This window comes from Caecibacteroides pullorum, from assembly GCF_019239235.1.
GTDB classification, from domain to species: domain Bacteria; phylum Bacteroidota; class Bacteroidia; order Bacteroidales; family Bacteroidaceae; genus Bacteroides; species Bacteroides pullorum.
On record NZ_JAAZTS010000001.1, the window covers coordinates 383780 to 404419 of the forward strand.

Below are 20640 nucleotides of genomic sequence, written 5' to 3' on the forward strand. Positions count from 1 at the left end.
TAAAACACTGTTTTGTGATGAAGATAGCGCTGCATTTCAATGAATGTAGCGCTGTTTTTTTATTTTCTAATGGCTCTGTGAAATTTTCGAATTAATTTTATGCCCAACATGAAGCCATCGAATAGGGCCATTCCTGTATTGAAAGCTTTCATGATAGAATTCCCTTTGTTTACTGTAGGTGCAAGAGGGGCAATCAGCTTTCGGGCAGTGGTACCAAGGTTTTTCTTTTGTTGCTGTACATCTACTAAAGCTTGTTTCCTCAGGACCCGAATGTCATCCAATGTGGTTATTTGTAGTTTGTTATTGTCCATATTGCTCGTCTTTTTTTACAGGGTCTTCAATAAACAAGTTTGCGATAAATTTGGCCATTGGGTTGATGATGAGTTTTTTGCGCAAAAGATAGACAGCTGCTATCAGAATAAGGATGACGCATGTAATTAGAGCAAAACTTGTTACGATACTTCCAACTAGATGGGCTAGCAGATAGGCTAGTGTAAAAGATAGATAAAACAGGGCTACCATGCTAAGGATAATGATAATCAGCACCAAAATTAAAGTGGATAGCAGAATTGTTAGTTTTTCTGCTATCTCTAGTTGAGTATATCTTTTCTGAAGTGCTAGATATTTTTTGACTTCAATGAAAAGCTGTTGTAATGTTTCTATGCTTTTATCATTGGGGAACATGGTAGCTCTGTTTTATACGGTTTTTACTTTGGCTGTTTATTCGTCTGCTTCATTTTTGATTTCTGCAGCGATTTCGTCTACCAAATTTTCCATTTCGTTTCGGCTGAGTCGAATGCCTTTCTTGCGCAGGATGTCTGCGATTTTTGCACGAGTATCTTCTCCTTTTTCAGGGGCAAAAAGAATACCTAAGGTTGCGCCGACAGCGGCTCCACCTAAAAAAGCGGCTAATACATTTAATCCTTTCATAATATTTATTTTTTATGGTTTACTTGCAAAACTAGCCAATATCTTCTAATATCCATCTCTTTCAGTGATGTTTTTTTCAGGATTTCTACTTATATTCTCCGATTTAGGGAAATTTAACGGTCTTGTGTGGCGTCAGATAATTGCTTAGGTGTACTTTTGTCTCCTAAATTTTAAGGTGTAGATATGAGAGCTTTGGTTAGAGGCATGAACGTCTTGCTATTGATTGTCATGATGGTCTGTTGCCTTTCTTGCATGAATGGTGGAGATTCTCCTTGGGTAGGGAAATGGCAATTGCGTGAATATCAGTATCCTGATGGAAGTGTCGAAAAGGTTGACAGTGTCTTTTATGGCTTTCAGAAAGGCTCTTTCCTGAGTTATTATATGGGCGAAGATGGTAATTATCGTTCTATGTATGGTTATTATAAGGAGGAGGATGATAAGATTACTATCACTTTATGGGAACCAGCTGTTGACGATCCTACCTACAAGAAATGGTTTGGATGGGAAGGCGGTGTCCGTACATTTAAAGTGGATGAATTGACCTCCAAGAAGATACGTTTGAACTATAACGATACGATATACGTTTTTCGTAATTATTGAACGAACTTATTTAAAAACTTAAATGATAAAGAAAATGAAAAAATTAGCAGTATTAGGAATGGGTGTCTGTGTAGCACTGGCATTCTCTTCTTGTAAGTCGAACGAAAGTGCTTACAAAAAGGCATATGAAAATGCGAAGAAACAAGAGTTGGCAGAAGCTCCGCAACCGACAGAAACAGCTACAGTTGAAGAGAGTCCTGTCGTTAGTGCACCTGTTGAAGCTCCAAAGGTAGTTGAAAGTACTCAGGTTGGTGTACGTCAGGAAAAGGTGACAGTGGTGTCTGGTACAGGCTTGAAAGATTACAATGTCGTAGCAGGTAGTTTTTCAGTGAAAGCCAATGCAGAAAATTTGAAAGCTTTCTTGGATAAAGAAGGATATAGTGCTTCTGTTGCTTTCAATGCAGATAATTCTATGTATCGTGTGATTGTAGCTACATATCACGACAGAGATTCTGCAGCTGCCGCTCGTGATGCCTTCAAAGCAAAGTATCCTAATCGTAACGATTTTCAAGGTGCTTGGTTGCTTTATCGCATCAATTGATGGCTGGATTAGAAATGAACGATTGTTTTGTTTCATGTGAATATAAAGGCGGCACGCTATAGGGCGGCTGCCTTTTTTATTCTTGTGAACGTAAATTTGGTTTAAAAGAAGTTATAAAGTAGAATGGAAAACTTTTTCGAGTAGAAAAGTTTCTACCTTTGCAACCTTATATTGTATCTTTAATAAAAATGGTATGGATCAACAATATATATTAAAGGCTATTGATGCTGCTTTGGCGGCAGGTGAGAAAATTCTTTCCATTTATAATGATCCGAATTCTGATTTTCAGGTAGAAAAGAAAGCGGATAATTCGCCGTTGACTATTGCCGACCGCGCGGCTCATGAGGTCATTTGTCGGTTGTTGGCCGATACTCCGTTCCCAATCTTGAGCGAAGAGGGTAAATCGAAGTCCTATGAGGAACGTAAGTCGTGGAAAGAGTTGTGGATTGTTGATCCGTTGGACGGTACAAAGGAATTTATTAAACGTAATGGTGAATTTACTGTTAACATTGCTTTTGTTCAGGATTCCATTCCTCTCATGGGAGTTATTTACTTGCCGGTGAAGCATATTCTTTATTTTGCCATGGAAGGATTGAGCGCTTATAAATTGACGGATGTGACATCGCGTGGAGATGCTTCATTGGAGGAGTTGATTGCAAAGGCTGTTCGTTTGCCGATTGAAGCGGAACATGATAAATATGTGATTGTCGCTTCACGTTCGCATTCTACGCCCGAAACGGAAAAGTTTGTTGAAGAATCTAGAGCTGTTCATCCGAATGTAGAACTGATTTCGAGTGGAAGTTCCATCAAGATATGCCTGGTGGCCGAAGGTGTAGCAGATGTTTATCCGCGTTTTGCCCCAACAATGGAGTGGGACACGGCTGCAGGACATGCCATTGCGCGTGCAGCTGGTATGGAGGTCTATCGGGGAGGAATGGATATACCATTGAGTTATAATAAGGAAGACTTGCTGAATCCATGGTTCATTGTAGAGCCGAAGCATGTCGGACATAAATGAAGACTGGATGATGACTTTTGAGATTGTACTTGTATTATTAGGATTGGTAGGCATGGTAGCCGCCTTGATACTCGACAAGATGCGTCCGGGCATCGTGTTGCTGAGCTTGGTAGTGTTGTTCATGGTGGCGGGCATCATCACGCCCAAGCAGATGGTGGCCGGATTCAGCAACCGGGGCATGATCACCGTGGCTTTGTTGTTCCTGGTCAGCGAGGGCATCCGGCAGAGCGGGGCATTGAGTGCCGTGGTCAAAAAGCTCTTGCCGGAGAAGGGCACTTCCGTCACCAAAGCGCAGTTGCGCATTCTGCCCATCGTAAGTGCTTTTTCTGCCTTCCTCAACAATACGCCGGTGGTGGTCATCTTTGCTCCCATCTTGAAGAACTGGTCGAAGCGGGTAGGCTTGTCCTGCACAAAGTTCCTGATACCGCTGTCCTACGCCACGATACTGGGTGGCCTGTGCACGCTGATAGGCACGTCTACCAACCTCGTGGTGCACGGCATGATGATTGACAAGGGGATGGAGGGGTTGAAGATGTTTGATCTGGCCTATATCGGCATCCCCATCACGGTGGCGGGCTTGGCCTTTATCATTTTGACTTCCAAGAAACTGCTTCCGGCCGAGCGTCCGGACAATTTTGAGGAGGAAGAGAGCGAGACGGCAGAAGACACGGGGCGTCATGTGGTGGAAGTAGTCTTGGCTTCCCGCTTCCCGGGCTTGAAACGCAAGCTGAAGACGTTTGACTTCAAGCGCCGCTATGGTGCGGAGGTGAAGGAAATCCGCCAGAACGGACAGGTGATTACCGACAATCTGGGCGAGGTGCGCTTGCAGGAAGGGGATACGCTGGTACTTCTGGCTGACGATGCCTTTACGAAGACTTGGGGCGATTCGTCCGTCTTCCTGATGATGACCAACGGGCAGGAGATTCCAACCAATCCGGTGCCGTCGTGGAAGAAGTGGACAGCGTTTGCCCTGCTTATTATCATGATTGTGGGGGCAACCATTGGAGAACTGCCTTATTTCCAGGAACATTTTCCTAATGTAAAGATGGACATGTTCTTCTTTGCTGCCGTCACGGCCGTGGTGATGGCTTGGCTGAAGATGTTTCCGCCCAAGAAATATACCAAATATATCAGTTGGGACATCCTGATTACCATTGCCTGTGCCTTTGCCATCAGTGCGGCGATGGAAGAATCCGGGCTGGCAGCGCTGATTGCCGACTTCATCAAGAGTGTGTCCGGCTCTTTGGGGGCTTGGGGCGCTTTGGGACTGCTGTACCTGGTGACGCTGCTCATTACGGAACTGATAACGAACAATGCCGCGGCCGCCTTGGCCTTCCCGTTGGCGCTGGAGACGGCAGCTAAGTTTGGGGTAGACCCCATGCCGTTCTTCATAGCTATCTGTATTGCCGCTTCTGCCGGATTTGCCACGCCCATTGGCTATCAGACGAACCTGATTGTGCAGGGCGCGGGCAACTATAAGTTTACGGACTTTGTGAAAGTGGGCCTTCCGATGGATTTGATAGTGATGATTATTTCCGTGGGACTGATTCCGTTGATTTGGCCGTTTACACCTATTATATAATATATGGAACATATTTATCCGATATTTGATAAGATGCTGGCGCGGGCAGACAAGGAGAAACTGCTGGGCCAGCGGGGCCTGATGATCTGGTTCACCGGCCTGAGCGGTTCGGGCAAAAGCACCATCGCTATTGCCTTGGAGCGCGAATTGCACCGGCGGGGTATCCTCTGCCGCATCCTGGACGGGGACAACATCCGGAGCGGCATCAACAACAACCTGGGCTTCACGGAGGCAGACCGCGTGGAGAATATCCGTCGCATAGCCGAGGTGGCCAAGCTGTTCATTGATACGGGTATCGTGACCCTGGCGGCTTTCATCAGCCCTAATAACGATATCCGCGAGATGGCGGCCCGTATCATTGGGAAGGACGACTTTCTGGAGGTGTATGTCAGCACGCCGCTGGAGGAGTGTGAACGCCGCGATGTGAAGGGCCTGTATGCCAAGGCACGGCGTGGAGAGATAAAGAACTTTACGGGCATAACTGCTCCGTTTGAGGCACCCGCTCATCCGGCTTTGACCTTGGATACATCCGTGCTCAGCCTGGAGGAGTCGGTCAATCGTTTGCTGGAACTTGTATTGCCAAAGATAACAGATAAGTAAGTGAAATGGAAGAATATAAACTGAGCCACCTGAAAGAACTCGAAGCCGAGTCCATACACATCATCCGCGAGGTGGCCGCGGAGTTTGAGAATCCTGTGATGCTCTATAGCATCGGCAAAGACTCGTCCGTCATGGTACGTCTGGCCGAAAAGGCTTTCTATCCGGGCAAAGTACCTTTCCCCTTGATGCACATCGACTCGAAGTGGAAGTTCAAGGAGATGATACAGTTCCGCGACGAGTATGCCAAAAAGTATGGTTGGAACCTCATTGTGGAGAGCAACATGGAGGCTTTCCGTGCCGGGGTAGGTCCCTTTACCCACGGCAGCAAGGTACATACCGACCTGATGAAGACGCAGGCCCTGCTCCATGCGCTGGACAAGTACAAGTTCGACGCGGCCTTTGGCGGGGCACGCCGTGACGAGGAGAAGTCGCGTGCCAAGGAGCGTATCTTCTCCTTCCGCGACCGTTTCCACCAGTGGGATCCCAAGAACCAGCGGCCGGAGTTGTGGGACATCTACAATGCCCGCGTCCACAAGGGCGAGAGCATCCGCGTGTTCCCCCTGAGCAACTGGACGGAGCTGGATATCTGGCAGTACATCCGCCTGGAGAATATCCCTATCGTTCCGCTTTATTTCGCCAAGGAGCGTCCGGTGGTGGAGATTGACGGTAACCTCATCATGCCGGACGACGACCGCCTGCCCGAACAGTATCGCGACAAGATTCAGATGAAGAAAATCCGTTTCCGCACCTTGGGCTGCTGGCCGTTGACGGGCGCCATCGAGAGCGAGGCAGACACCATCGAGAAGATTGTGGAGGAGATGATGACTACCACCAAGAGCGAACGTACCACGCGTGTCATCGACTTCGACCAGGAAGCCAGCATGGAGCAGAAGAAGCGTGAAGGATATTTTTAAACGAACGATTAAGGATTTTGAAGACAATGGACAACAATAAATTGGATATAAAGGCCTTTCTGGACAAGGATGAACAGAAAGACTTGCTTCGCTTTCTGACGGCAGGGTCGGTGGACGACGGTAAGTCCACCCTGATAGGACGCCTGTTGTTCGATAGCAAGAAATTGTACGAAGACCAGCTGGACGCCTTGGAGCGCGACAGCAAGCGTATGGGTAACGCCGGCGACCACATTGACTACGCCCTTCTGCTGGACGGATTGAAAGCCGAACGCGAGCAGGGTATCACCATCGACGTGGCCTACCGCTACTTCTCGACCAACAACCGCAAGTTCATCATCGCCGACACGCCGGGGCACGAGCAATATACGCGCAACATGATTACGGGCGGCTCGACGGCCAATCTGGCCATTATCCTCGTGGATGCACGTACGGGTGTCATCACCCAGACGCGTAGACACACCTTCCTGGTGTCTCTGTTGGGTATCAAGCACGTCGTCCTGGCCGTGAACAAGATGGACTTGGTGGATTTCTCCGAGGAGCGTTTCAACGAGATTGTATCTGTTTACAAGGAGTTTGTCGCTCCGTTGGGCATCCCCGATGTGACTTGCATTCCCTTGTCTGCACTCGATGGCGACAACGTGGTGACCAAGTCGGAGCGTACGCCTTGGTATAAAGGCACGTCGCTGCTCGACTTTCTGGAAACCGTCCACATCGACAACGACCACAACTTCAACGACTTCCGCTTCCCCGTCCAATACGTACTTCGCCCCAACCTCGACTTCCGTGGTTTCTGTGGCAAGGTAGCTTCGGGCGTCATCCGCAAGGGCGACGAGGTGATGGCATTGCCTTCGCGCAAGAAGTCGCGCATCAAGAGCATCGTGACCTACGACGGCGAGTTGGATTATGCCTTCCCGCCCCAGTCGGTAACGCTGACTTTGGAAGACGAGATTGATGTGTCCAGAGGCGAGATGCTGGTACATCCCGACAACCTGCCGATGGAAGACCGCAACTTCGAGGCCATGCTCGTGTGGATGGACGAGGAGCCGATGGACGCCAACAAGTCCTTCTTCATCAAGCAAACTACCAACCTGAGCCGTACGCACATCGACACCATCAAGTACAAGGTGGACGTCAACACCATGGAGCACCTCTCTTTGGAGAATGGCAAGCTGACGCGGGAAACACTCCCCATGCAGCTCAACCAGATAGCTCGCGTAGTATTCACCACGGCCAAGGAACTGTTCTTCGACCCTTACAAGCAGAACAAGGCAACGGGTTCGTTCATTCTGATAGACCCCATCACCAACAATACCAGCGCCGTCGGCATGATTATCGACCGCGTGGAGAGCAAGGATATGCATCAGGGCGAAGAGCTGCCCGTACTCGACCTTGTGAAGCTTGGCATCGCTCCTGAACACTACGAGGCGATAGAGAAGGCCGTGAAGGAACTCGAACGCCAGGGATTGGGCGTGAAAGTGGTGAAATGAGGAAAACGCTCCTCTGAGTAGCACAAAATAAAAGGATGCTTTCCCTTGGAGAAAAGGCTGTTTTCTTGTGGAGAAAACATTGCTTTCTTCAAGGCATGGCATCGGAAGTGAAATAATGAGTGAATATTTGAGAAAAAGATATGGGTTTATTAGAATTTAACAAGCTTCCCATCAATACGCTGGTGGGAGCCGATTGGAAGACCTTCAACCAGATAACCGCCGGCCGCACCATCGACGCTCCTTACAAAGGGAAGTATCGGCTGACGAAGGCCGTGTGCCGCCTGCTTTCCACGCTGGTGTCGTTGCAGGACCGAAAATATGAAAAACTATTGGCCGACAAACCGTTGGAGCATGACCCTGTGTTCATCTTGGGGCATTGGCGGAGTGGTACGACGTTTGTGCATAATGTCTTTTCGTGCGACAAGCACTTCGGCTACAACACCACCTATCAGACCGTTTTTCCACACCTGATGATGTGGGGGCAGCCCTTCTTCAAGAAGAACATGAGTTGGCTGATGCCCGACAAGCGTCCGACCGACAACATGGAGCTGGCCGTTGACCTGCCTCAGGAAGAGGAGTTCGCGCTGGCCAACATGATGCCCTACACCTATTACAACTTCTGGTTCCTGCCCAAGCACATGCAGGAGTATGCCGACAAGTACCTCCTCTTCGACGACATTACGGACGAAGAACTGAAGGTGTTCGAGGAAGTCTTTGTGAAACTCATCAAGATATCCTTGTGGAATACGCACGGCACCCAGTTCTTGAGCAAGAATCCTCCCCATACGGGCCGCGTGAAAGAGCTGGTCAAGATGTTCCCCAACGCCAAGTTCATCTACCTGATGCGCAATCCTTATACAGTGTTCGAGAGCACGCGCAGCTTCTTCACCAATACCATCCAGCCCTTGAAGCTTCAGGATATCAGCAACGAAGAGTTGGAAAAGAACATCCTTTCCATCTATGCCAAGTTGTATCACAAGTACGAGGCGGACAAGGGTTGCATCCCTGCCGGCAACCTGATTGAGGTGAAGTTCGAGGACTTCGAGGCCGACGCTATGGGCATGACGGAGCATATCTATCAGGCATTGTCCATCCCTGGCTTTACGGAAGCTCGCGCCGACATCGAGAAATATGTGGGAGGCAAGAAGGGGTACAAGAAGAACAAATACAAGTACGATGACCGCACGGTGCATTTGGTTCAGGAGAACTGGGGCTTTGCATTGGAGCAGTGGGAGTACGAGTTATAAAATAGGAAAAGGTAAAAAGATGATGTGTAGAAAATGTTTGTTGTATATAGTGATCTGCGTTGCCTCCTTGTGGAGTGGGAGAGCTGTAGCCCAACCTCATGTGGAACCCATCTCTTTTGGTGACATGGATCAATGGGTGGACCGTCAGATCAAGGAATCGGGCATTATTGGTGGAGATACCAAGCATGTCTATGCCATCGGCCCTACAAAGACCATAGTAGGTGACGAACCATACACTAATATGGGAGGTTCGCCTTGGGCTACTTCCAATGTCATGGCCAAGGTAGCAGGTATTACCAAAACCAATACTTCTGTCTTTCCAGAGAAGAGAGGCGATGGTTATTGTGCCCGTCTTGATACACGTATGGAGAGCGTCAAGGTTTTCGGATTGGTGAATATAACGGTGCTTGCCGCCGGCTCCATATTTTTGGGCGATGTGCATGAACCGATCAAAGGTACGCAAAACCCGCAGAAAATGTTGAATTCGGGCATTCCTTTCACTAAAAAGCCAGTAGCCATCCAATTTGACTATAAAGTCAAGATGTCCGACCGCGAGAAGCGTATTCGCGCTACAGGCTTTAGCCGTATAACCGATGTCGAAGGAAAAGATTTTCCAGCTGCTATTCTTCTGTTGCAGAAGCGTTGGGAAGATAAGGACGGCAACATCTACGCCAAGCGTGTAGGTACGATGGTAGTGCGTTACTATGCGACGACACCCGATTGGAAAAATAATGTTACTTACGACATCATGTATGGCGACATTACAGGCAATCCTAACTACAAGGCTCACATGATGCGCCTGCAGGTAGAAGAACGTTATGCCATGAACAGCAAGGGGGAGAGCGTACCTATCCACGAGGTGGCATGGGGGACGGAAGACGACGTACCTACCCATATGGTACTTCAGTTCACGTCCAGTCATGGCGGTGCTTATATCGGTTCGCCAGGCAATTCGCTTTGGATAGACAATGTTAAACTCGTCTATTGATTGTTTGGCAGAAACAATTAAAGTTGTATTTTTGTGGCCGATATGGGAAGATTGCTTGCGATAGATTATGGAAAGAAGCGTACGGGGATAGCGGTGACTGATACCCTGCAGCTGATAGCAAACGGGCTGACAACGGTACCGACTCATGAACTGCTTGCTTTCATCCTTGACTATGTGTCCAAGGAACCTGTCGAACGTATTCTGGTCGGTCTTCCCAAACAGATGAACAATGAGGCTTCGGAAAATATGAAGCGTATCGAGCCATTTGTCCGTTCTCTGCAAAAGAAGCTTCCTGATGTACCTGTGGAGTACGTAGACGAGCGTTTTACTTCCGTTTTGGCTCATCGGGCAATGTTGGATGCCGGCTTGAAAAAGAAAGACCGGCAGAACAAGGCACTGGTCGACGAAATCAGTGCTACCATCATTTTGCAGAGTTATATGGAGAACAGAAGAACATCATTTGACAGATTATTAAATAAAGAATAGAACATGATTTTACCTATTTATACGTATGGACAGCCTGTATTGAGAAAAGTGGCTGAAGACATTACTCCCGATTATCCCAATCTGAAGGAGCTTATTACGAATATGTTTGAGACAATGGATCGTGCCGAGGGGGTTGGCTTGGCTGCACCTCAGGTAGGACTTTCTATTCGTGTGGTTGTCATCAATCTGGATGTTTTGTCCGATGATCTGCCAGAGTTCAAAGGCTTCCGCAAGGCTTATATCAATCCTCATATTTTGGAAGTGTCGGGAGAAGAAGTCTCGATGGAGGAAGGTTGCCTGAGCTTGCCTGGCATTCATGAGAGCGTGAAGCGAGGCGATAAGATTCGTGTGAAATACATGGACGAGAATTGGGAAGCACACGAAGAGGACGTTGAAGGCTATTTGGCCCGTGTCATGCAACATGAGTTCGACCATTTGGAAGGCAAGATGTTCATTGACCATTTGTCTACTTTGCGCAAGCAGATGATCAAAGGCAAGCTGAATTCCCTGCTTAAGGGGAAGGCGCATTGCACGTATAAGGTGAAGACCGTGAAATAACTGTAATTGTAATTTTGTAATGGTGAAGCGACTCCTGATAGCCATCTTGCTTTTCCCGGCATTGCTATATGCCCAAATTAATACGGAGCGAGTAATGATGATTGCTCGCAATGCGCTGTATTTTGAGGATTATGTACTTTCTATTCAGTATTTTAATCAGGTAATCAGCGCCAAACCCTACTTGTTCGAACCGTATTTCTTTCGTGGTTTGGCCAAGATAAATTTGGAAGACTATCAGGGAGCTGAGGCCGATTGTGATGAGGCAATTCGGCGAAATCCTTTTGTCGTGGGGGCTTATCAGATAAGAGGACTTGCCCGTATTCGTCAGAACAATTTTGACGGAGCGATAGAAGATTATCGAATGGCTTTGAAATATGAGCCCGAAAATGTCGTCTTATGGCATAATCTGACGCTTTGTCACATGCAGAAGGAAGATTATACTTCAGCAAAGGACGATTTGGAAAAATTGTTGGCGGTGTCTCCTCGTTACACGAGGGCTTACCTGATGCGTGGTGAAGTGAATCTGAGGCAAAATGATACAATCAATGCCTTGAAGGATTTCGACAAAGCCATAGAGTTGGATCGTTACGATGCTGACGGTTGGAGTGCACGTGCTTTGGTGAAATTACAGCAAAAACAATACAAAGAGGCTGAAAACGATTTGGATCAGGCTATTCGTCTGAGTGTCAAGAATGCAGGAAATTACATCAATCGTGCTTTGGCTCGTTTCCATCAGAATAATTTGAGGGGAGCCATGCAGGATTATGATGTGGCGTTGGATATAGATCCCAATAACTTTATCGGGCATTACAACCGAGGTTTGTTACGCGCCCAAGTCGGAGACGACAACCGAGCCATTGAAGATTTCGATTTTGTGTTGGAGATGGAGCCAGACAACATGATGGCTGCTTTCAACCGAGGTTTGTTACGTGCACAGACAGGCGACTATCGGGGGGCTATCAGCGACTATTCGAAAGTGATTGAAGAGTATCCAAACTTCTTGACTGGATATCATTATCGGGCTGAAGCACGTCGTAAGGTGGGCGATATCAAGGGAGCTGAGCAAGATGAATTCAAGCTTATGAAAGCTCAGCTGGATCGTTTGAATGGAAAGAAGAATAACGGAAAGGATGTAGCCGATGCTACTTCGGATGCTGATAACGCCGACAAGGAAAAGACGCGCAAAAAGTCTGATAAGAATATGGAAAACTATCGGAAGATAGTGATTGCGGATGATTCTGAAATGACTCAGCGATATACGAGCGATTATCGTGGCCGTGTACAAGATCGTAATGTCGTAGTCAAGTTGGAGCCGATGTATGCTTTGACTTACTATGAAAAGATCAGTGAAGTAAAGAAAACTGTCCATTACCATAAATTCATAGATGCGTTGAATCTGTCCAAGCAATTGCCGAAGCCTTTGCGCATCACCAATATGGAAGCTCCGTTGACAGAGGAGCAGATTAAATATCATTTTGCGTTGATCGATTCTCATACATCCGATATTGTAGCTGAGCCTCAGAATGCGATGAAACGTTTCGGACGTGGCATCGATTTCTATCTGGTACAAGATTTTGACAGCTCGATTGACGATTTTACGCAAAGCATTTTGTTGGATGGAAAATTCTTCCCGGCCTACTTCATGCGTGCTTTGGTTCGCTACAAACAGCTTGACTATAAGAAGGCTGAAGCTATGGCAGAAGGAAATATCCAGTCGACTACCGCCGACAAGCAGAATTCTGGGGTAACAGCTGTTGATTATGAAGTTGTCAAGAAAGACTTGGATAAGGTCGTAGAGTTGGCTCCAGACTTTGTCTATGGATACTACAATCGTGGTAATGTTTCTTCTGCCTTGAAGGATTATCGTTCAGCTTTGGAAGATTATAATAAGGCTATTGAGCTGGATCCTGAATTCGCAGAGGCTTATTTCAATCGTGGATTAACTCAGATCTTTTTGGGCAACAACAAGCAGGGTATTTTGGATTTGAGTAAGGCTGGTGAGCTGGGGGTAGTTTCTGCCTATAATATTATCAAACGCTTTACGGATAATACCCGCGAATAACATTTTTTGTGAAATAGATGATTTTAAAAAAATAAATCTTTATTTTTGCGTTCAGAATTTGAAATACATACCATTATGATAAAAATAACATTCCCAGATGGCTCTGTTCGTGAATACAACGAAGGAGTAACCGGCTTGCAGATAGCAGAAAGTATCAGTTCAAGACTGGCTCAAGAAGTCTTGGCTTGTGGTGTAAACGGTGAAATTTATGATTTGGGGCGTCCCATTCAGAATGACGCCGAGTTCGTTCTCTATAAGTGGGAAGATGAACAAGGCAAGCATGCTTTTTGGCACACCAGTGCTCACTTGCTGGCCGAAGCTTTGCAGGAACTCTATCCCGGCATTCAGTTTGGTATAGGTCCGGCAATCGAAAACGGATTCTATTATGATGTTGATCCGGGTGAAACACCCATCAAAGAGGCTGATCTGCCTGCGATTGAAAGCAAAATGGCTGAACTGGCCGCCAAGAAAGAGGCTGTTGTTCGCCAGGATATTTCGAAGGAAGATGCCCTGAAAAAATTTGGTGATCGTGGTGAAACCTACAAGTGTGAACTGATTTCTGAGTTGGAAGATGGTCACATTACAACTTATACACAAGGTTCCTTTACAGATTTGTGTCGTGGCCCGCACTTGATGACGACGGCTCCTATTAAGGCCATCAAGCTGACCTCTGTAGCAGGTGCTTATTGGCGTGGGCAGGAAGATCGTAAGATGATGACACGTATTTATGGTATCACTTTCCCAAAGAAAAAGATGCTGGACGAATACTTGGTGATGATGGAAGAAGCCAAGAAACGTGACCATCGTAAGATTGGTAAGGAAATGGATTTGTTCATGTTCTCTGATACTGTAGGAAAAGGTCTTCCGATGTGGTTGCCGAAAGGAACAGCCTTGCGTATCCGTTTGCAGGATTTCTTGCGTCGTATCCAGGCTCGTTATGACTATCAGGAAGTGATGTGTCCGCCTATCGGAAACAAACTTCTGTATATTACTTCTGGTCACTATGCCAAGTATGGAAAAGACTCTTTCCAGCCTATCCATACACCTGAAGAAGGCGAAGAATACTTCTTGAAGCCGATGAACTGTCCTCATCACTGTATGATTTACAAGAACTCACCTCGTTCGTACAAGGATCTGCCTTTGCGTTTGGCTGAATTCGGTACGGTTTGTCGTTATGAGCAAAGTGGTGAGCTGCATGGATTGACTCGTGTACGTAGCTTTACGCAGGATGACGCGCACTTGTTCTGCCGTCCTGATCAGGTAAAGGATGAATTCTTGCGCGTGATGGATATTATTTCCATTGTGTTCAAGTCTATGAATTTTGAGAATTTCGAAGCACAGATTTCTTTGCGTGACAAGGAAAATCGTGAAAAATATATCGGTAGCGATGAAAACTGGGAGAAAGCAGAACGTGCTATTATCGAAGCCTGTGAAGAAAAAGGTTTGAAGGCGAAGATCGAATATGGTGAAGCTGCTTTCTATGGTCCGAAGCTTGACTTTATGGTAAAAGATGCCATTGGACGCCGTTGGCAGTTGGGTACTATTCAGGTAGACTATAACTTGCCCGAACGCTTCCAGTTGGAATATACAGGTGCTGACAACCAGAAACATCGTCCTGTGATGATTCACCGCGCACCTTTTGGTTCAATGGAACGCTTCGTCGCTGTGCTTATTGAGCATACAGCTGGTAAATTCCCATTATGGTTGACTCCCGATCAGGTTGCTATTCTGCCTATTAGTGAGAAGTTCAATGATTACGCCAATGAAGTGCGTCTGGCACTGAAGAAGTATGATATCCGTGCTCTTGTGGATGAACGTAACGAGAAGATCGGCCGTAAGATTCGTGACAACGAGATGAAACGCATTCCTTATATGCTTGTTGTTGGCGAAAAAGAGGCTGAAAATGGCGAAGTTTCTGTACGTAAGCAAGGTGAAGGTGACCAAGGTACGATGAAAGTGGAAGAATTTGCTAAAAAAATCAGTGAAGAAGTTCAGAATATGATAAATAAGTGGTAAATTTGCGGCCAATTTAGTAGTAACAAATAAAAAACGAATAGGAAGTAAACGTTATTTAATGAAGAATGACAGCTTAAAAGGGCAACATCGGATTAATGAGCAAATCCGTGCCAAAGAAGTCCGCATAGTAGGCGATGAAGTAGAAAGCAAAGTGTATCCGATAGCGCAGGCTTTGAAATTGGCCGAAGAACACGAAGCGGACCTTGTAGAGATTTCTCCCAACGCACAACCCCCTGTTTGTCGTATTATCGATTACTCTAAATTCCTTTACCAACTGAAGAAACGTCAGAAGGAACAGAAAGCCAAACAGGTTAAGGTCAATGTGAAGGAAATCCGTTTTGGTCCTCAGACAGATGACCATGACTATAACTTTAAGTTGAAACATGCCAAAGGTTTTTTGGAAGATGGTGATAAGGTGAAGGCATATGTTTTCTTCAAAGGTCGTTCCATTTTGTTCAAAGAACAAGGTGAAGTTTTATTGCTTCGTTTTGCAAATGATTTGGAAGACTATGCTAAAGTAGATCAGATGCCTGTTCTTGAAGGAAAGCGTATGACGATTCAGCTCTCGCCGAAGAAAGCGACTGGTGCAAAGAAGCCTGCTGCTCCTAAACCGTCGGTTGCTTCTGACACAACGGAAGAATGAAAAAATGAGTAACGCCGTCGGTATAGTGCGTTGCCATCTAGTTTTAATAATTTAAATATAAGTAAGATGCCAAAGATCAAGACTAACTCCGGTTCAAAAAAGAGATTTACTCTTACCGGAACGGGTAAAATCAAAAGAAAGCATGCTTTTCACAGTCACATTTTGACTAAGAAAACGAAGAAGCAGAAAAGAAACTTATGCCACGCTGCATTGGTTGATATCACCAACGTAAGCCAGGTTAAGGAGCTTTTGGCTATGAAGTAATCAGAAAGCTGCTAAAGAAATTAAAGTTATTAACCGAATGCATTAGCTTGAAGACTGTTGCGTGAAGCAATGGCGCTAACATTCAAAAACAAGTAAAAACTATGCCAAGATCAGTAAATCACGTTGCTTCTAGAGCAAGAAGAAAGAAAATTTTGAAGTTAACCAGAGGTTACTTTGGTGCAAGAAAGAACGTTTGGACCGTTGCCAAGAATACTTGGGAGAAAGGTTTAACTTATGCGTTCCGTGACCGCAAGAATAAGAAGAGAAACTTCCGTGCTTTGTGGATTCAGCGAATCAATGCTGCTGCTCGTTTGGAAGGTATGTCTTATTCTAAACTGATGGGTGCTTTGCACAAAGCTGGAATCGAAATTAACCGCAAGGTTTTGGCCGATTTGGCTGTTAATCATCCGGAAGCATTTAAGGCTATTGTTGCTAAAGTTAAGGCAGCATAAGCTATTAAAGACAGAAAATTTAATGGAAGTGCTGGAGACCTGTGAAGTTTCCAGCACTTTTTTTATGTTTTTCTTGTTTCTTTCATAGAAACTTCTTACCTTTGTTATAGAAAAAATAGCCGCATTGATTGGATCGGGAAACTCATCAAATTTTACGAAATACCGAGACAAGCTTCGATTCTCAATGGCGGGCCACGCCCTTCGGGGTAACCTTTGAGTCGGTGGATTACAAAGAGGACGAGCACTCAAATCATGTCTATCGGAGTTTCATCACATCATCGGTGCGGCTTTCTATAAAAAAAGGAATGGTAATTTAGTTGCCATTCCTTTTTCTTGTTTTCTCAAGTAGTAAAGGGGAATTAGAGTTTCTAAAGTGCCACTTTACGTTCCTCAAGTAGATGTTTAGCGTTCCCAAGTAGATGTTTAGGTAGAACACATTTCTAATAACTGTTTCGTCTTTAAATATGCTTTCATGCTTTCACCAATCTCTAAAGTGTTGGTTTGAAATATTTTAGTGTGAAAGATTGTCTTTCACAGTGAAAGCTGGTTTAAGTGTGTGTGAAAGATATTATTAGGCACGAATAACAAGAATTCACCTATGAAGGAAGGGATCTTTGGGTGTTAATTCATGTTATTCGTGCATTCTAAAATAAAAGTTCGGATAAAAAAGAGGGTATCTATCCGTCCTATTTATTGTTACGCAAATCTTTTACTCGGACAGCTTTTCCTTCGCTTTGAGGAAGAGTTCCTTTCTTTACGAGTTTTACTTTGGGAGTTACCAATATCTCATCTTTGAGTTGCCGGGTTATCTCTTTTCGTACTTTCTCCAATTCGATGTAACTATCTGTCGAGAGGTCGCTGAGTTCTACTTCGACAATCATCTCGTCTTGATTGTTTATCGTATCCAAAGTAATGAGGTAGTTGCTGCCAAGCTGTGGGAACTGAACCAATACTTTTTCAACCTGCATGGGGAAGATATTGACGCCTTTAATGATGAACATATCGTCGCTACGTCCTTTGATACGGTCTATTCGCAGGTGAGTTCGTCCGCAAGGGCATTCTCCGGGTAAGATGCGTGTGAGGTCTCGTGTGCGATAGCGTATTAACGGCATCATTTCACGGTCGAGCGTAGTTAATACCAGCTCACCGATTTCACCGTCTGGTACGGGTTCTCCTGTCTCAGGATTGATGATTTCGACGAGATAACAATCTTCCCAGAAGTGCATGCCGTTTTGTTCGGTACATTCGAATGCAACTCCGGGACCATTCATTTCTGTCATTCCAAAACTGTTATAGGCTTTGACTCCCAGCATCCGCTCGATTTTCTTTCGTTGTTCGTCGGTATGTGGTTCTGCTCCGATAACCAATGTTTTCAAACTGGTGTTGGTTGGATCAATACCTTCGGACTGGAACACTTCTGCCAGTCGAATAGCATAACTGGGAATGGCGTGCAAGGCAGTTGTTTTGAAGTCGGTGATGAACTTTATTTGTCGCTTGCTGTTTCCAGCTGCAGCAGGGACAGTTAGGGCGCCTAAACGTTCTGCACCATATTGGAAACCAAGTCCGCCTGTAAACATACCATAACCTGAGCTGTTTTGGAATACGTCAGTTTTGCGGATACCAACCATATATAAACATCTAGCAACCAAGTTGGCCCAGGAATCCAAGTCGTGCTGTGAATGTACGATAACCGTGGGCGTTCCTGTCGTGCCACTTGAGGAATGAATACGTACCCCGTCTTCACGCATATTACCAGCTACCAGGCCGAAAGGATAATTGGCACGCATGTCGGCTTTGGTTGTGAAGGGTATTTTACGTATGTCTTCAAGGGAGTTAATACTGTCTGCTGTAATGTTATTTTCTTGAAAAACCTTTTTGTAAAAAGGCGAATTAGCTGCAATTGCGATTGTTTTTTTCAATCGCTGCAGTTGTAGCTGGCGAAGTTGTTCGCGCGGCATGGTTTCTATTTCTTGTTCCCAGTATTTGCTATTCATGGCGGTTTTGGCTTGTCGAGGTTTATATTCTGTTTTCTGCTATTTCTTTTCCAGCTTCCAGTGCTTTGAGGTTCAGTGCGACAATGTCCTCACCCTTGCGCTGGAAGATTTCACGGATGCTTTCCTTTACCTTTTCGTATTCGATGTCAAGGAAGGGAACGGTGGCTCCCAGCAGCACGATATTGGCTACTCGAGGAGAGCCAACTTGTTTGGCAACCTCATTTACGTTCAGGACGATTTTATGCGGCAGTTTGTCGAGTTCAGCTTTGATGCTTTCTTCTGAGGGGTAGTTGGGAATGTTGATAAACGGTGTTTCGTTCGTAATCAACCATCCTTCCGAGTTGAGGTAGGGCAGGTAGCGCAAGGCTTCCATCGGGTCCAGAGAAAGGATGATGTCGCATTTTCCTGTCGGGATGAGGTCCGATGCGATGGGTTGGTTGCTGATGCGGAGGTTGGATTGTACGTCTCCTCCGCGCTGGCTCATTCCGTGTACCTCGGCCTGCTTCATGTAGAGGCCGGATTTCAATGCTGCTTGTCCGATGACAGTGGCGATGGAGAGGATACCTTGTCCTCCTACGCCTGACAATATAATATCTTTTTTCATGGCTGTCTTACTTGTTTCGTTTTTTACGTGCTAAAGTTTGAATACATTCTCTACGTGGGATGATGACGGAAACTCCCTTGTATTCGATTTCTTCTCGGATAACTTGTTTCATCTCTTCGTAGTTCTTCTTCAGGGGAACCACCACGCGGATGTGTTCGGGCGCTACGCCGATGCCCTGGCAGATGCTTTCCAGACGTCCGGTGCCGGCCGAGTCTTGTCCGCCGGTCATGGCCGTCGTCTCGTTGTCAGAGATGACGATGGTGACGTTGGCGTTTTCGTTGACGCAATCGAGTAATCCGGTCATGCCGGAATGGGTGAAGGTGGAATCTCCGATGACGGCAACGGCAGGATGCAGGCCTGCGTCAGAGGCTCCTTTGGCCATCGTGATGGAGGCGCCCATGTCGACGCATGAGTTGATGGCATGGAAGGGAGCGTTGGCTCCCAAAGTATAGCAGCCTATGTCGCTGAACACTTTGTGCGTGGGATATTCTTCTTTCAGCACCTGAGTCAGCACGGTATACATATCGCGATGACCGCAACCATCGCACAATGCAGGCGGACGCATTTCGACTAAAGAAGGTACGGTGAACTCAGCCTTATTCTCTTTGCCAACAGCACGTGCCACGCTGTCGGGCGTCAGTTCGCCGTCGGTGGAGAGGGTACCGTCCAGACGGCCTTTCACCTTGACGCCTCTGCCCAGGTAGCCTTTCAGCTGCTTCTCTACAAAGGGTTGGCCGTCTTCCAGTACGAGGATTTCTTCGCATTCATCAACGAGCTTCATCAGTTGCTTTTTGGGAAGTGGATATTGGCCGATTTTCAATACGGGATATTCGCAGCCTTCGGGATAGCTTTCCATAAGATAATTATAACCGATACCACAAGCTACGATACCCAATTTTTTGTTAGGACCGTCCACATAACGATTGTAAGGCGATTCCTCGGAGGTTTTGATAAATTCTTCTTGGCGTTGCAAGAGAACTTTGTAGCGTTTGCGTGCGTTGCCCGGCAGGAGGATAAACTGGCGCGGATCGTCGCTGAAAGCGAGGTCGTTCTGCGGTTGTTCTGCCTTGTGCTCTACGCCGGAACGTGAGTGGGCTAGGCGGGTGACGATACGCAGCAGGATGGGTTCTCCCATTTCTTCAGAAAAACGAAATCCATCGTAAACCATGTCATAGGCTTCCTGCTGGTTGCTGGGTTCGTACATAGGAATCAGCGAGAAGTCGCCATAGAAGCGGCTGTCTTGTTCGTTTTGCGAGGAGTGCATGCTGGGGTCGTCGGCTGCTACGACAATCATGCCCCCCTTTACGCCTGTGATGGCGGCGTTGATGAAGCAGTCGGCCGCTACATTCATGCCTACGTGTTTCATGCAGACCAGCGAGCGTTTGCCTGCGAAAGACATACCGAGAGCTGCTTCCATGGCTGTCTTTTCGTTGGTGCACCAGTGGTTATGTATGTTGCGTGTGGCCGTAACAGGGGACGCCTGGATGTATTCTGTGATTTCCGTTGAGGGAGTGCCTGGATAGGCATACACACCCGACAGTCCGGCGTCGAGTGCTGCTTGTGCTATGGCTTCATCGCCAAGTAAGAGTTGTTTGCTCATATCTTTCTTCGTATTTTGTTATGATTCGGGTTATACGGATGGCAAATATAAGCT

The 20640-nt window shown here is 46.4% G+C and carries 22 protein-coding genes; 16 read left to right on the plus strand and 6 right to left on the minus strand.

Going from position 1 to position 20640, the window contains the following annotated elements:
- Positions 1 to 59 precede the first annotated feature (59 nt).
- From HF894_RS01505 to HF894_RS01515, 3 genes are read right to left on the minus strand one after another with little or no spacing between them, the layout of a single operon-like run.
- On the minus strand, positions 60 to 311 hold the full coding sequence (locus HF894_RS01505) for a hypothetical protein (protein WP_204970843.1): 252 nt from the start codon (positions 309 to 311) through the stop codon (positions 60 to 62).
- On the minus strand, positions 301 to 684 hold the full coding sequence (locus HF894_RS01510; RefSeq protein WP_204970844.1) for a phage holin family protein: 384 nt from the start codon (positions 682 to 684) through the stop codon (positions 301 to 303). Before HF894_RS01510 ends, HF894_RS01505 begins: the two co-directional genes overlap by 11 nt.
- 36 nt (positions 685 to 720) lie before the next feature.
- Positions 721 to 930, minus strand: a complete 210-nt coding sequence (locus HF894_RS01515; protein WP_021847619.1) for a YtxH domain-containing protein — start codon at positions 928 to 930, stop codon at positions 721 to 723.
- Between the two features lie 183 nt (positions 931 to 1113).
- Here HF894_RS01515 and HF894_RS01520 point away from each other — a divergent pair, with 183 nt between their 5' ends.
- The 16 genes from HF894_RS01520 to rplT all read left to right on the plus strand — a co-directional run bounded on the left by HF894_RS01520 (position 1114) and on the right by rplT (position 16388).
- Positions 1114 to 1530 carry a lipocalin-like domain-containing protein gene (locus HF894_RS01520; protein ID WP_021847618.1) on the plus strand — a complete coding sequence of 139 codons (417 nt, stop codon included), beginning with the start codon at positions 1114 to 1116 and terminating at the stop codon, positions 1528 to 1530.
- A gap of 34 nt (positions 1531 to 1564) precedes the next feature.
- A complete protein-coding gene (locus tag HF894_RS01525) occupies positions 1565 to 2071 on the plus strand; it encodes an SPOR domain-containing protein (protein ID WP_021847617.1) in 507 nt (168 codons plus the stop codon).
- 193 nt (positions 2072 to 2264) lie between these two features.
- Complete coding sequence (cysQ, locus tag HF894_RS01530; protein WP_204970845.1) at positions 2265 to 3089, plus strand: 3'(2'),5'-bisphosphate nucleotidase CysQ; 825 nt, start codon at positions 2265 to 2267, stop codon at positions 3087 to 3089.
- Positions 3090 to 3099: 10 nt separating this feature from the next.
- Complete coding sequence (locus HF894_RS01535) at positions 3100 to 4671, plus strand: SLC13 family permease (RefSeq protein WP_075318988.1); 1572 nt, start codon at positions 3100 to 3102, stop codon at positions 4669 to 4671.
- 3 nt (positions 4672 to 4674) lie between these two features.
- Entirely contained in the window at positions 4675 to 5271 is a 597-nt protein-coding gene (gene cysC, locus HF894_RS01540) for an adenylyl-sulfate kinase (protein ID WP_204970846.1), read from the plus strand.
- Between the two features lie 5 nt (positions 5272 to 5276).
- Complete coding sequence (gene cysD / locus HF894_RS01545) at positions 5277 to 6185, plus strand: sulfate adenylyltransferase subunit CysD (RefSeq protein WP_204970847.1); 909 nt, start codon at positions 5277 to 5279, stop codon at positions 6183 to 6185.
- Positions 6186 to 6211: 26 nt separating this feature from the next.
- Positions 6212 to 7672, plus strand: a complete 1461-nt coding sequence (cysN, locus tag HF894_RS01550; protein ID WP_021847612.1) for a sulfate adenylyltransferase subunit CysN — start codon at positions 6212 to 6214, stop codon at positions 7670 to 7672.
- A gap of 140 nt (positions 7673 to 7812) precedes the next feature.
- Positions 7813 to 8919 carry a sulfotransferase family protein gene (locus tag HF894_RS01555; protein WP_204970848.1) on the plus strand — a complete coding sequence of 369 codons (1107 nt, stop codon included), beginning with the start codon at positions 7813 to 7815 and terminating at the stop codon, positions 8917 to 8919.
- Between the two features lie 22 nt (positions 8920 to 8941).
- Positions 8942 to 9907, plus strand: coding sequence for a PCMD domain-containing protein (locus tag HF894_RS01560; RefSeq protein ID WP_394369809.1), 966 nt, complete (start codon positions 8942 to 8944; stop codon positions 9905 to 9907).
- Positions 9908 to 9949: 42 nt separating this feature from the next.
- Positions 9950 to 10393 (plus strand): Holliday junction resolvase RuvX, encoded by a 444-nt coding sequence (gene ruvX, locus HF894_RS01565; protein WP_075317439.1) that lies wholly within the window; start codon positions 9950 to 9952, stop codon positions 10391 to 10393.
- Between the two features lie 3 nt (positions 10394 to 10396).
- Positions 10397 to 10951: a peptide deformylase gene (gene def, locus HF894_RS01570; protein ID WP_204970850.1), complete on the plus strand. Its 555-nt coding sequence runs from the start codon at positions 10397 to 10399 to the stop codon at positions 10949 to 10951.
- Between the two features lie 19 nt (positions 10952 to 10970).
- Complete coding sequence (locus HF894_RS01575) at positions 10971 to 13013, plus strand: tetratricopeptide repeat protein (RefSeq protein WP_204970851.1); 2043 nt, start codon at positions 10971 to 10973, stop codon at positions 13011 to 13013.
- 75 nt (positions 13014 to 13088) lie between these two features.
- Positions 13089 to 15029 carry a threonine--tRNA ligase gene (gene thrS / locus HF894_RS01580; RefSeq protein WP_075317437.1) on the plus strand — a complete coding sequence of 647 codons (1941 nt, stop codon included), beginning with the start codon at positions 13089 to 13091 and terminating at the stop codon, positions 15027 to 15029.
- A gap of 58 nt (positions 15030 to 15087) precedes the next feature.
- Positions 15088 to 15672: a translation initiation factor IF-3 gene (gene infC, locus HF894_RS01585; protein ID WP_075317436.1), complete on the plus strand. Its 585-nt coding sequence runs from the start codon at positions 15088 to 15090 to the stop codon at positions 15670 to 15672.
- A gap of 66 nt (positions 15673 to 15738) precedes the next feature.
- Positions 15739 to 15936 (plus strand): 50S ribosomal protein L35, encoded by a 198-nt coding sequence (gene rpmI / locus HF894_RS01590; protein WP_021847604.1) that lies wholly within the window; start codon positions 15739 to 15741, stop codon positions 15934 to 15936.
- Positions 15937 to 16037: 101 nt separating this feature from the next.
- Positions 16038 to 16388, plus strand: coding sequence for a 50S ribosomal protein L20 (rplT, locus tag HF894_RS01595; protein WP_021847603.1), 351 nt, complete (start codon positions 16038 to 16040; stop codon positions 16386 to 16388).
- Positions 16389 to 17074: 686 nt separating this feature from the next.
- On the opposite strand, the gene HF894_RS01600 is transcribed toward rplT, so the two are convergent.
- From HF894_RS01600 to HF894_RS01610, 3 genes are read right to left on the minus strand one after another with little or no spacing between them, the layout of a single operon-like run.
- Positions 17075 to 18382, minus strand: coding sequence for a phenylacetate--CoA ligase (locus HF894_RS01600; protein WP_204970852.1), 1308 nt, complete (start codon positions 18380 to 18382; stop codon positions 17075 to 17077).
- A 22-nt stretch (positions 18383 to 18404) separates the two neighbouring features.
- Positions 18405 to 18986, minus strand: a complete 582-nt coding sequence (locus tag HF894_RS01605; protein ID WP_204970853.1) for an indolepyruvate oxidoreductase subunit beta — start codon at positions 18984 to 18986, stop codon at positions 18405 to 18407.
- A 7-nt stretch (positions 18987 to 18993) separates the two neighbouring features.
- On the minus strand, positions 18994 to 20586 hold the full coding sequence (locus tag HF894_RS01610; RefSeq protein ID WP_204970854.1) for a thiamine pyrophosphate-dependent enzyme: 1593 nt from the start codon (positions 20584 to 20586) through the stop codon (positions 18994 to 18996).
- Between the last annotated feature and the right edge of the window lie 54 nt (positions 20587 to 20640).

What these genes read in the sequence shown, in the direction of transcription:
- HF894_RS01505 (WP_204970843.1), bottom strand. Translation starts at nt 311, where the DNA reads ATGGACAATAACAAACTACAAATAACCACATTGGATGACATTCGGGTC.
- HF894_RS01510 (WP_204970844.1), bottom strand. Translation starts at nt 684, where the DNA reads ATGTTCCCCAATGATAAAAGCATAGAAACATTACAACAGCTTTTCATT.
- HF894_RS01515 (WP_021847619.1), bottom strand. Translation starts at nt 930, where the DNA reads ATGAAAGGATTAAATGTATTAGCCGCTTTTTTAGGTGGAGCCGCTGTC.
- HF894_RS01520 (WP_021847618.1), top strand. Translation starts at nt 1,114, where the DNA reads ATGAGAGCTTTGGTTAGAGGCATGAACGTCTTGCTATTGATTGTCATG.
- HF894_RS01525 (WP_021847617.1), top strand. Translation starts at nt 1,565, where the DNA reads ATGAAAAAATTAGCAGTATTAGGAATGGGTGTCTGTGTAGCACTGGCA.
- cysQ (WP_204970845.1), top strand. Translation starts at nt 2,265, where the DNA reads ATGGATCAACAATATATATTAAAGGCTATTGATGCTGCTTTGGCGGCA.
- HF894_RS01535 (WP_075318988.1), top strand. Translation starts at nt 3,100, where the DNA reads ATGACTTTTGAGATTGTACTTGTATTATTAGGATTGGTAGGCATGGTA.
- cysC (WP_204970846.1), top strand. Translation starts at nt 4,675, where the DNA reads ATGGAACATATTTATCCGATATTTGATAAGATGCTGGCGCGGGCAGAC.
- cysD (WP_204970847.1), top strand. Translation starts at nt 5,277, where the DNA reads ATGGAAGAATATAAACTGAGCCACCTGAAAGAACTCGAAGCCGAGTCC.
- cysN (WP_021847612.1), top strand. Translation starts at nt 6,212, where the DNA reads ATGGACAACAATAAATTGGATATAAAGGCCTTTCTGGACAAGGATGAA.
- HF894_RS01555 (WP_204970848.1), top strand. Translation starts at nt 7,813, where the DNA reads ATGGGTTTATTAGAATTTAACAAGCTTCCCATCAATACGCTGGTGGGA.
- HF894_RS01560 (WP_394369809.1), top strand. Translation starts at nt 8,942, where the DNA reads ATGTGTAGAAAATGTTTGTTGTATATAGTGATCTGCGTTGCCTCCTTG.
- ruvX (WP_075317439.1), top strand. Translation starts at nt 9,950, where the DNA reads ATGGGAAGATTGCTTGCGATAGATTATGGAAAGAAGCGTACGGGGATA.
- def (WP_204970850.1), top strand. Translation starts at nt 10,397, where the DNA reads ATGATTTTACCTATTTATACGTATGGACAGCCTGTATTGAGAAAAGTG.
- HF894_RS01575 (WP_204970851.1), top strand. Translation starts at nt 10,971, where the DNA reads ATGGTGAAGCGACTCCTGATAGCCATCTTGCTTTTCCCGGCATTGCTA.
- thrS (WP_075317437.1), top strand. Translation starts at nt 13,089, where the DNA reads ATGATAAAAATAACATTCCCAGATGGCTCTGTTCGTGAATACAACGAA.
- infC (WP_075317436.1), top strand. Translation starts at nt 15,088, where the DNA reads ATGAAGAATGACAGCTTAAAAGGGCAACATCGGATTAATGAGCAAATC.
- rpmI (WP_021847604.1), top strand. Translation starts at nt 15,739, where the DNA reads ATGCCAAAGATCAAGACTAACTCCGGTTCAAAAAAGAGATTTACTCTT.
- rplT (WP_021847603.1), top strand. Translation starts at nt 16,038, where the DNA reads ATGCCAAGATCAGTAAATCACGTTGCTTCTAGAGCAAGAAGAAAGAAA.
- HF894_RS01600 (WP_204970852.1), bottom strand. Translation starts at nt 18,382, where the DNA reads ATGAATAGCAAATACTGGGAACAAGAAATAGAAACCATGCCGCGCGAA.
- HF894_RS01605 (WP_204970853.1), bottom strand. Translation starts at nt 18,986, where the DNA reads ATGAAAAAAGATATTATATTGTCAGGCGTAGGAGGACAAGGTATCCTC.
- HF894_RS01610 (WP_204970854.1), bottom strand. Translation starts at nt 20,586, where the DNA reads ATGAGCAAACAACTCTTACTTGGCGATGAAGCCATAGCACAAGCAGCA.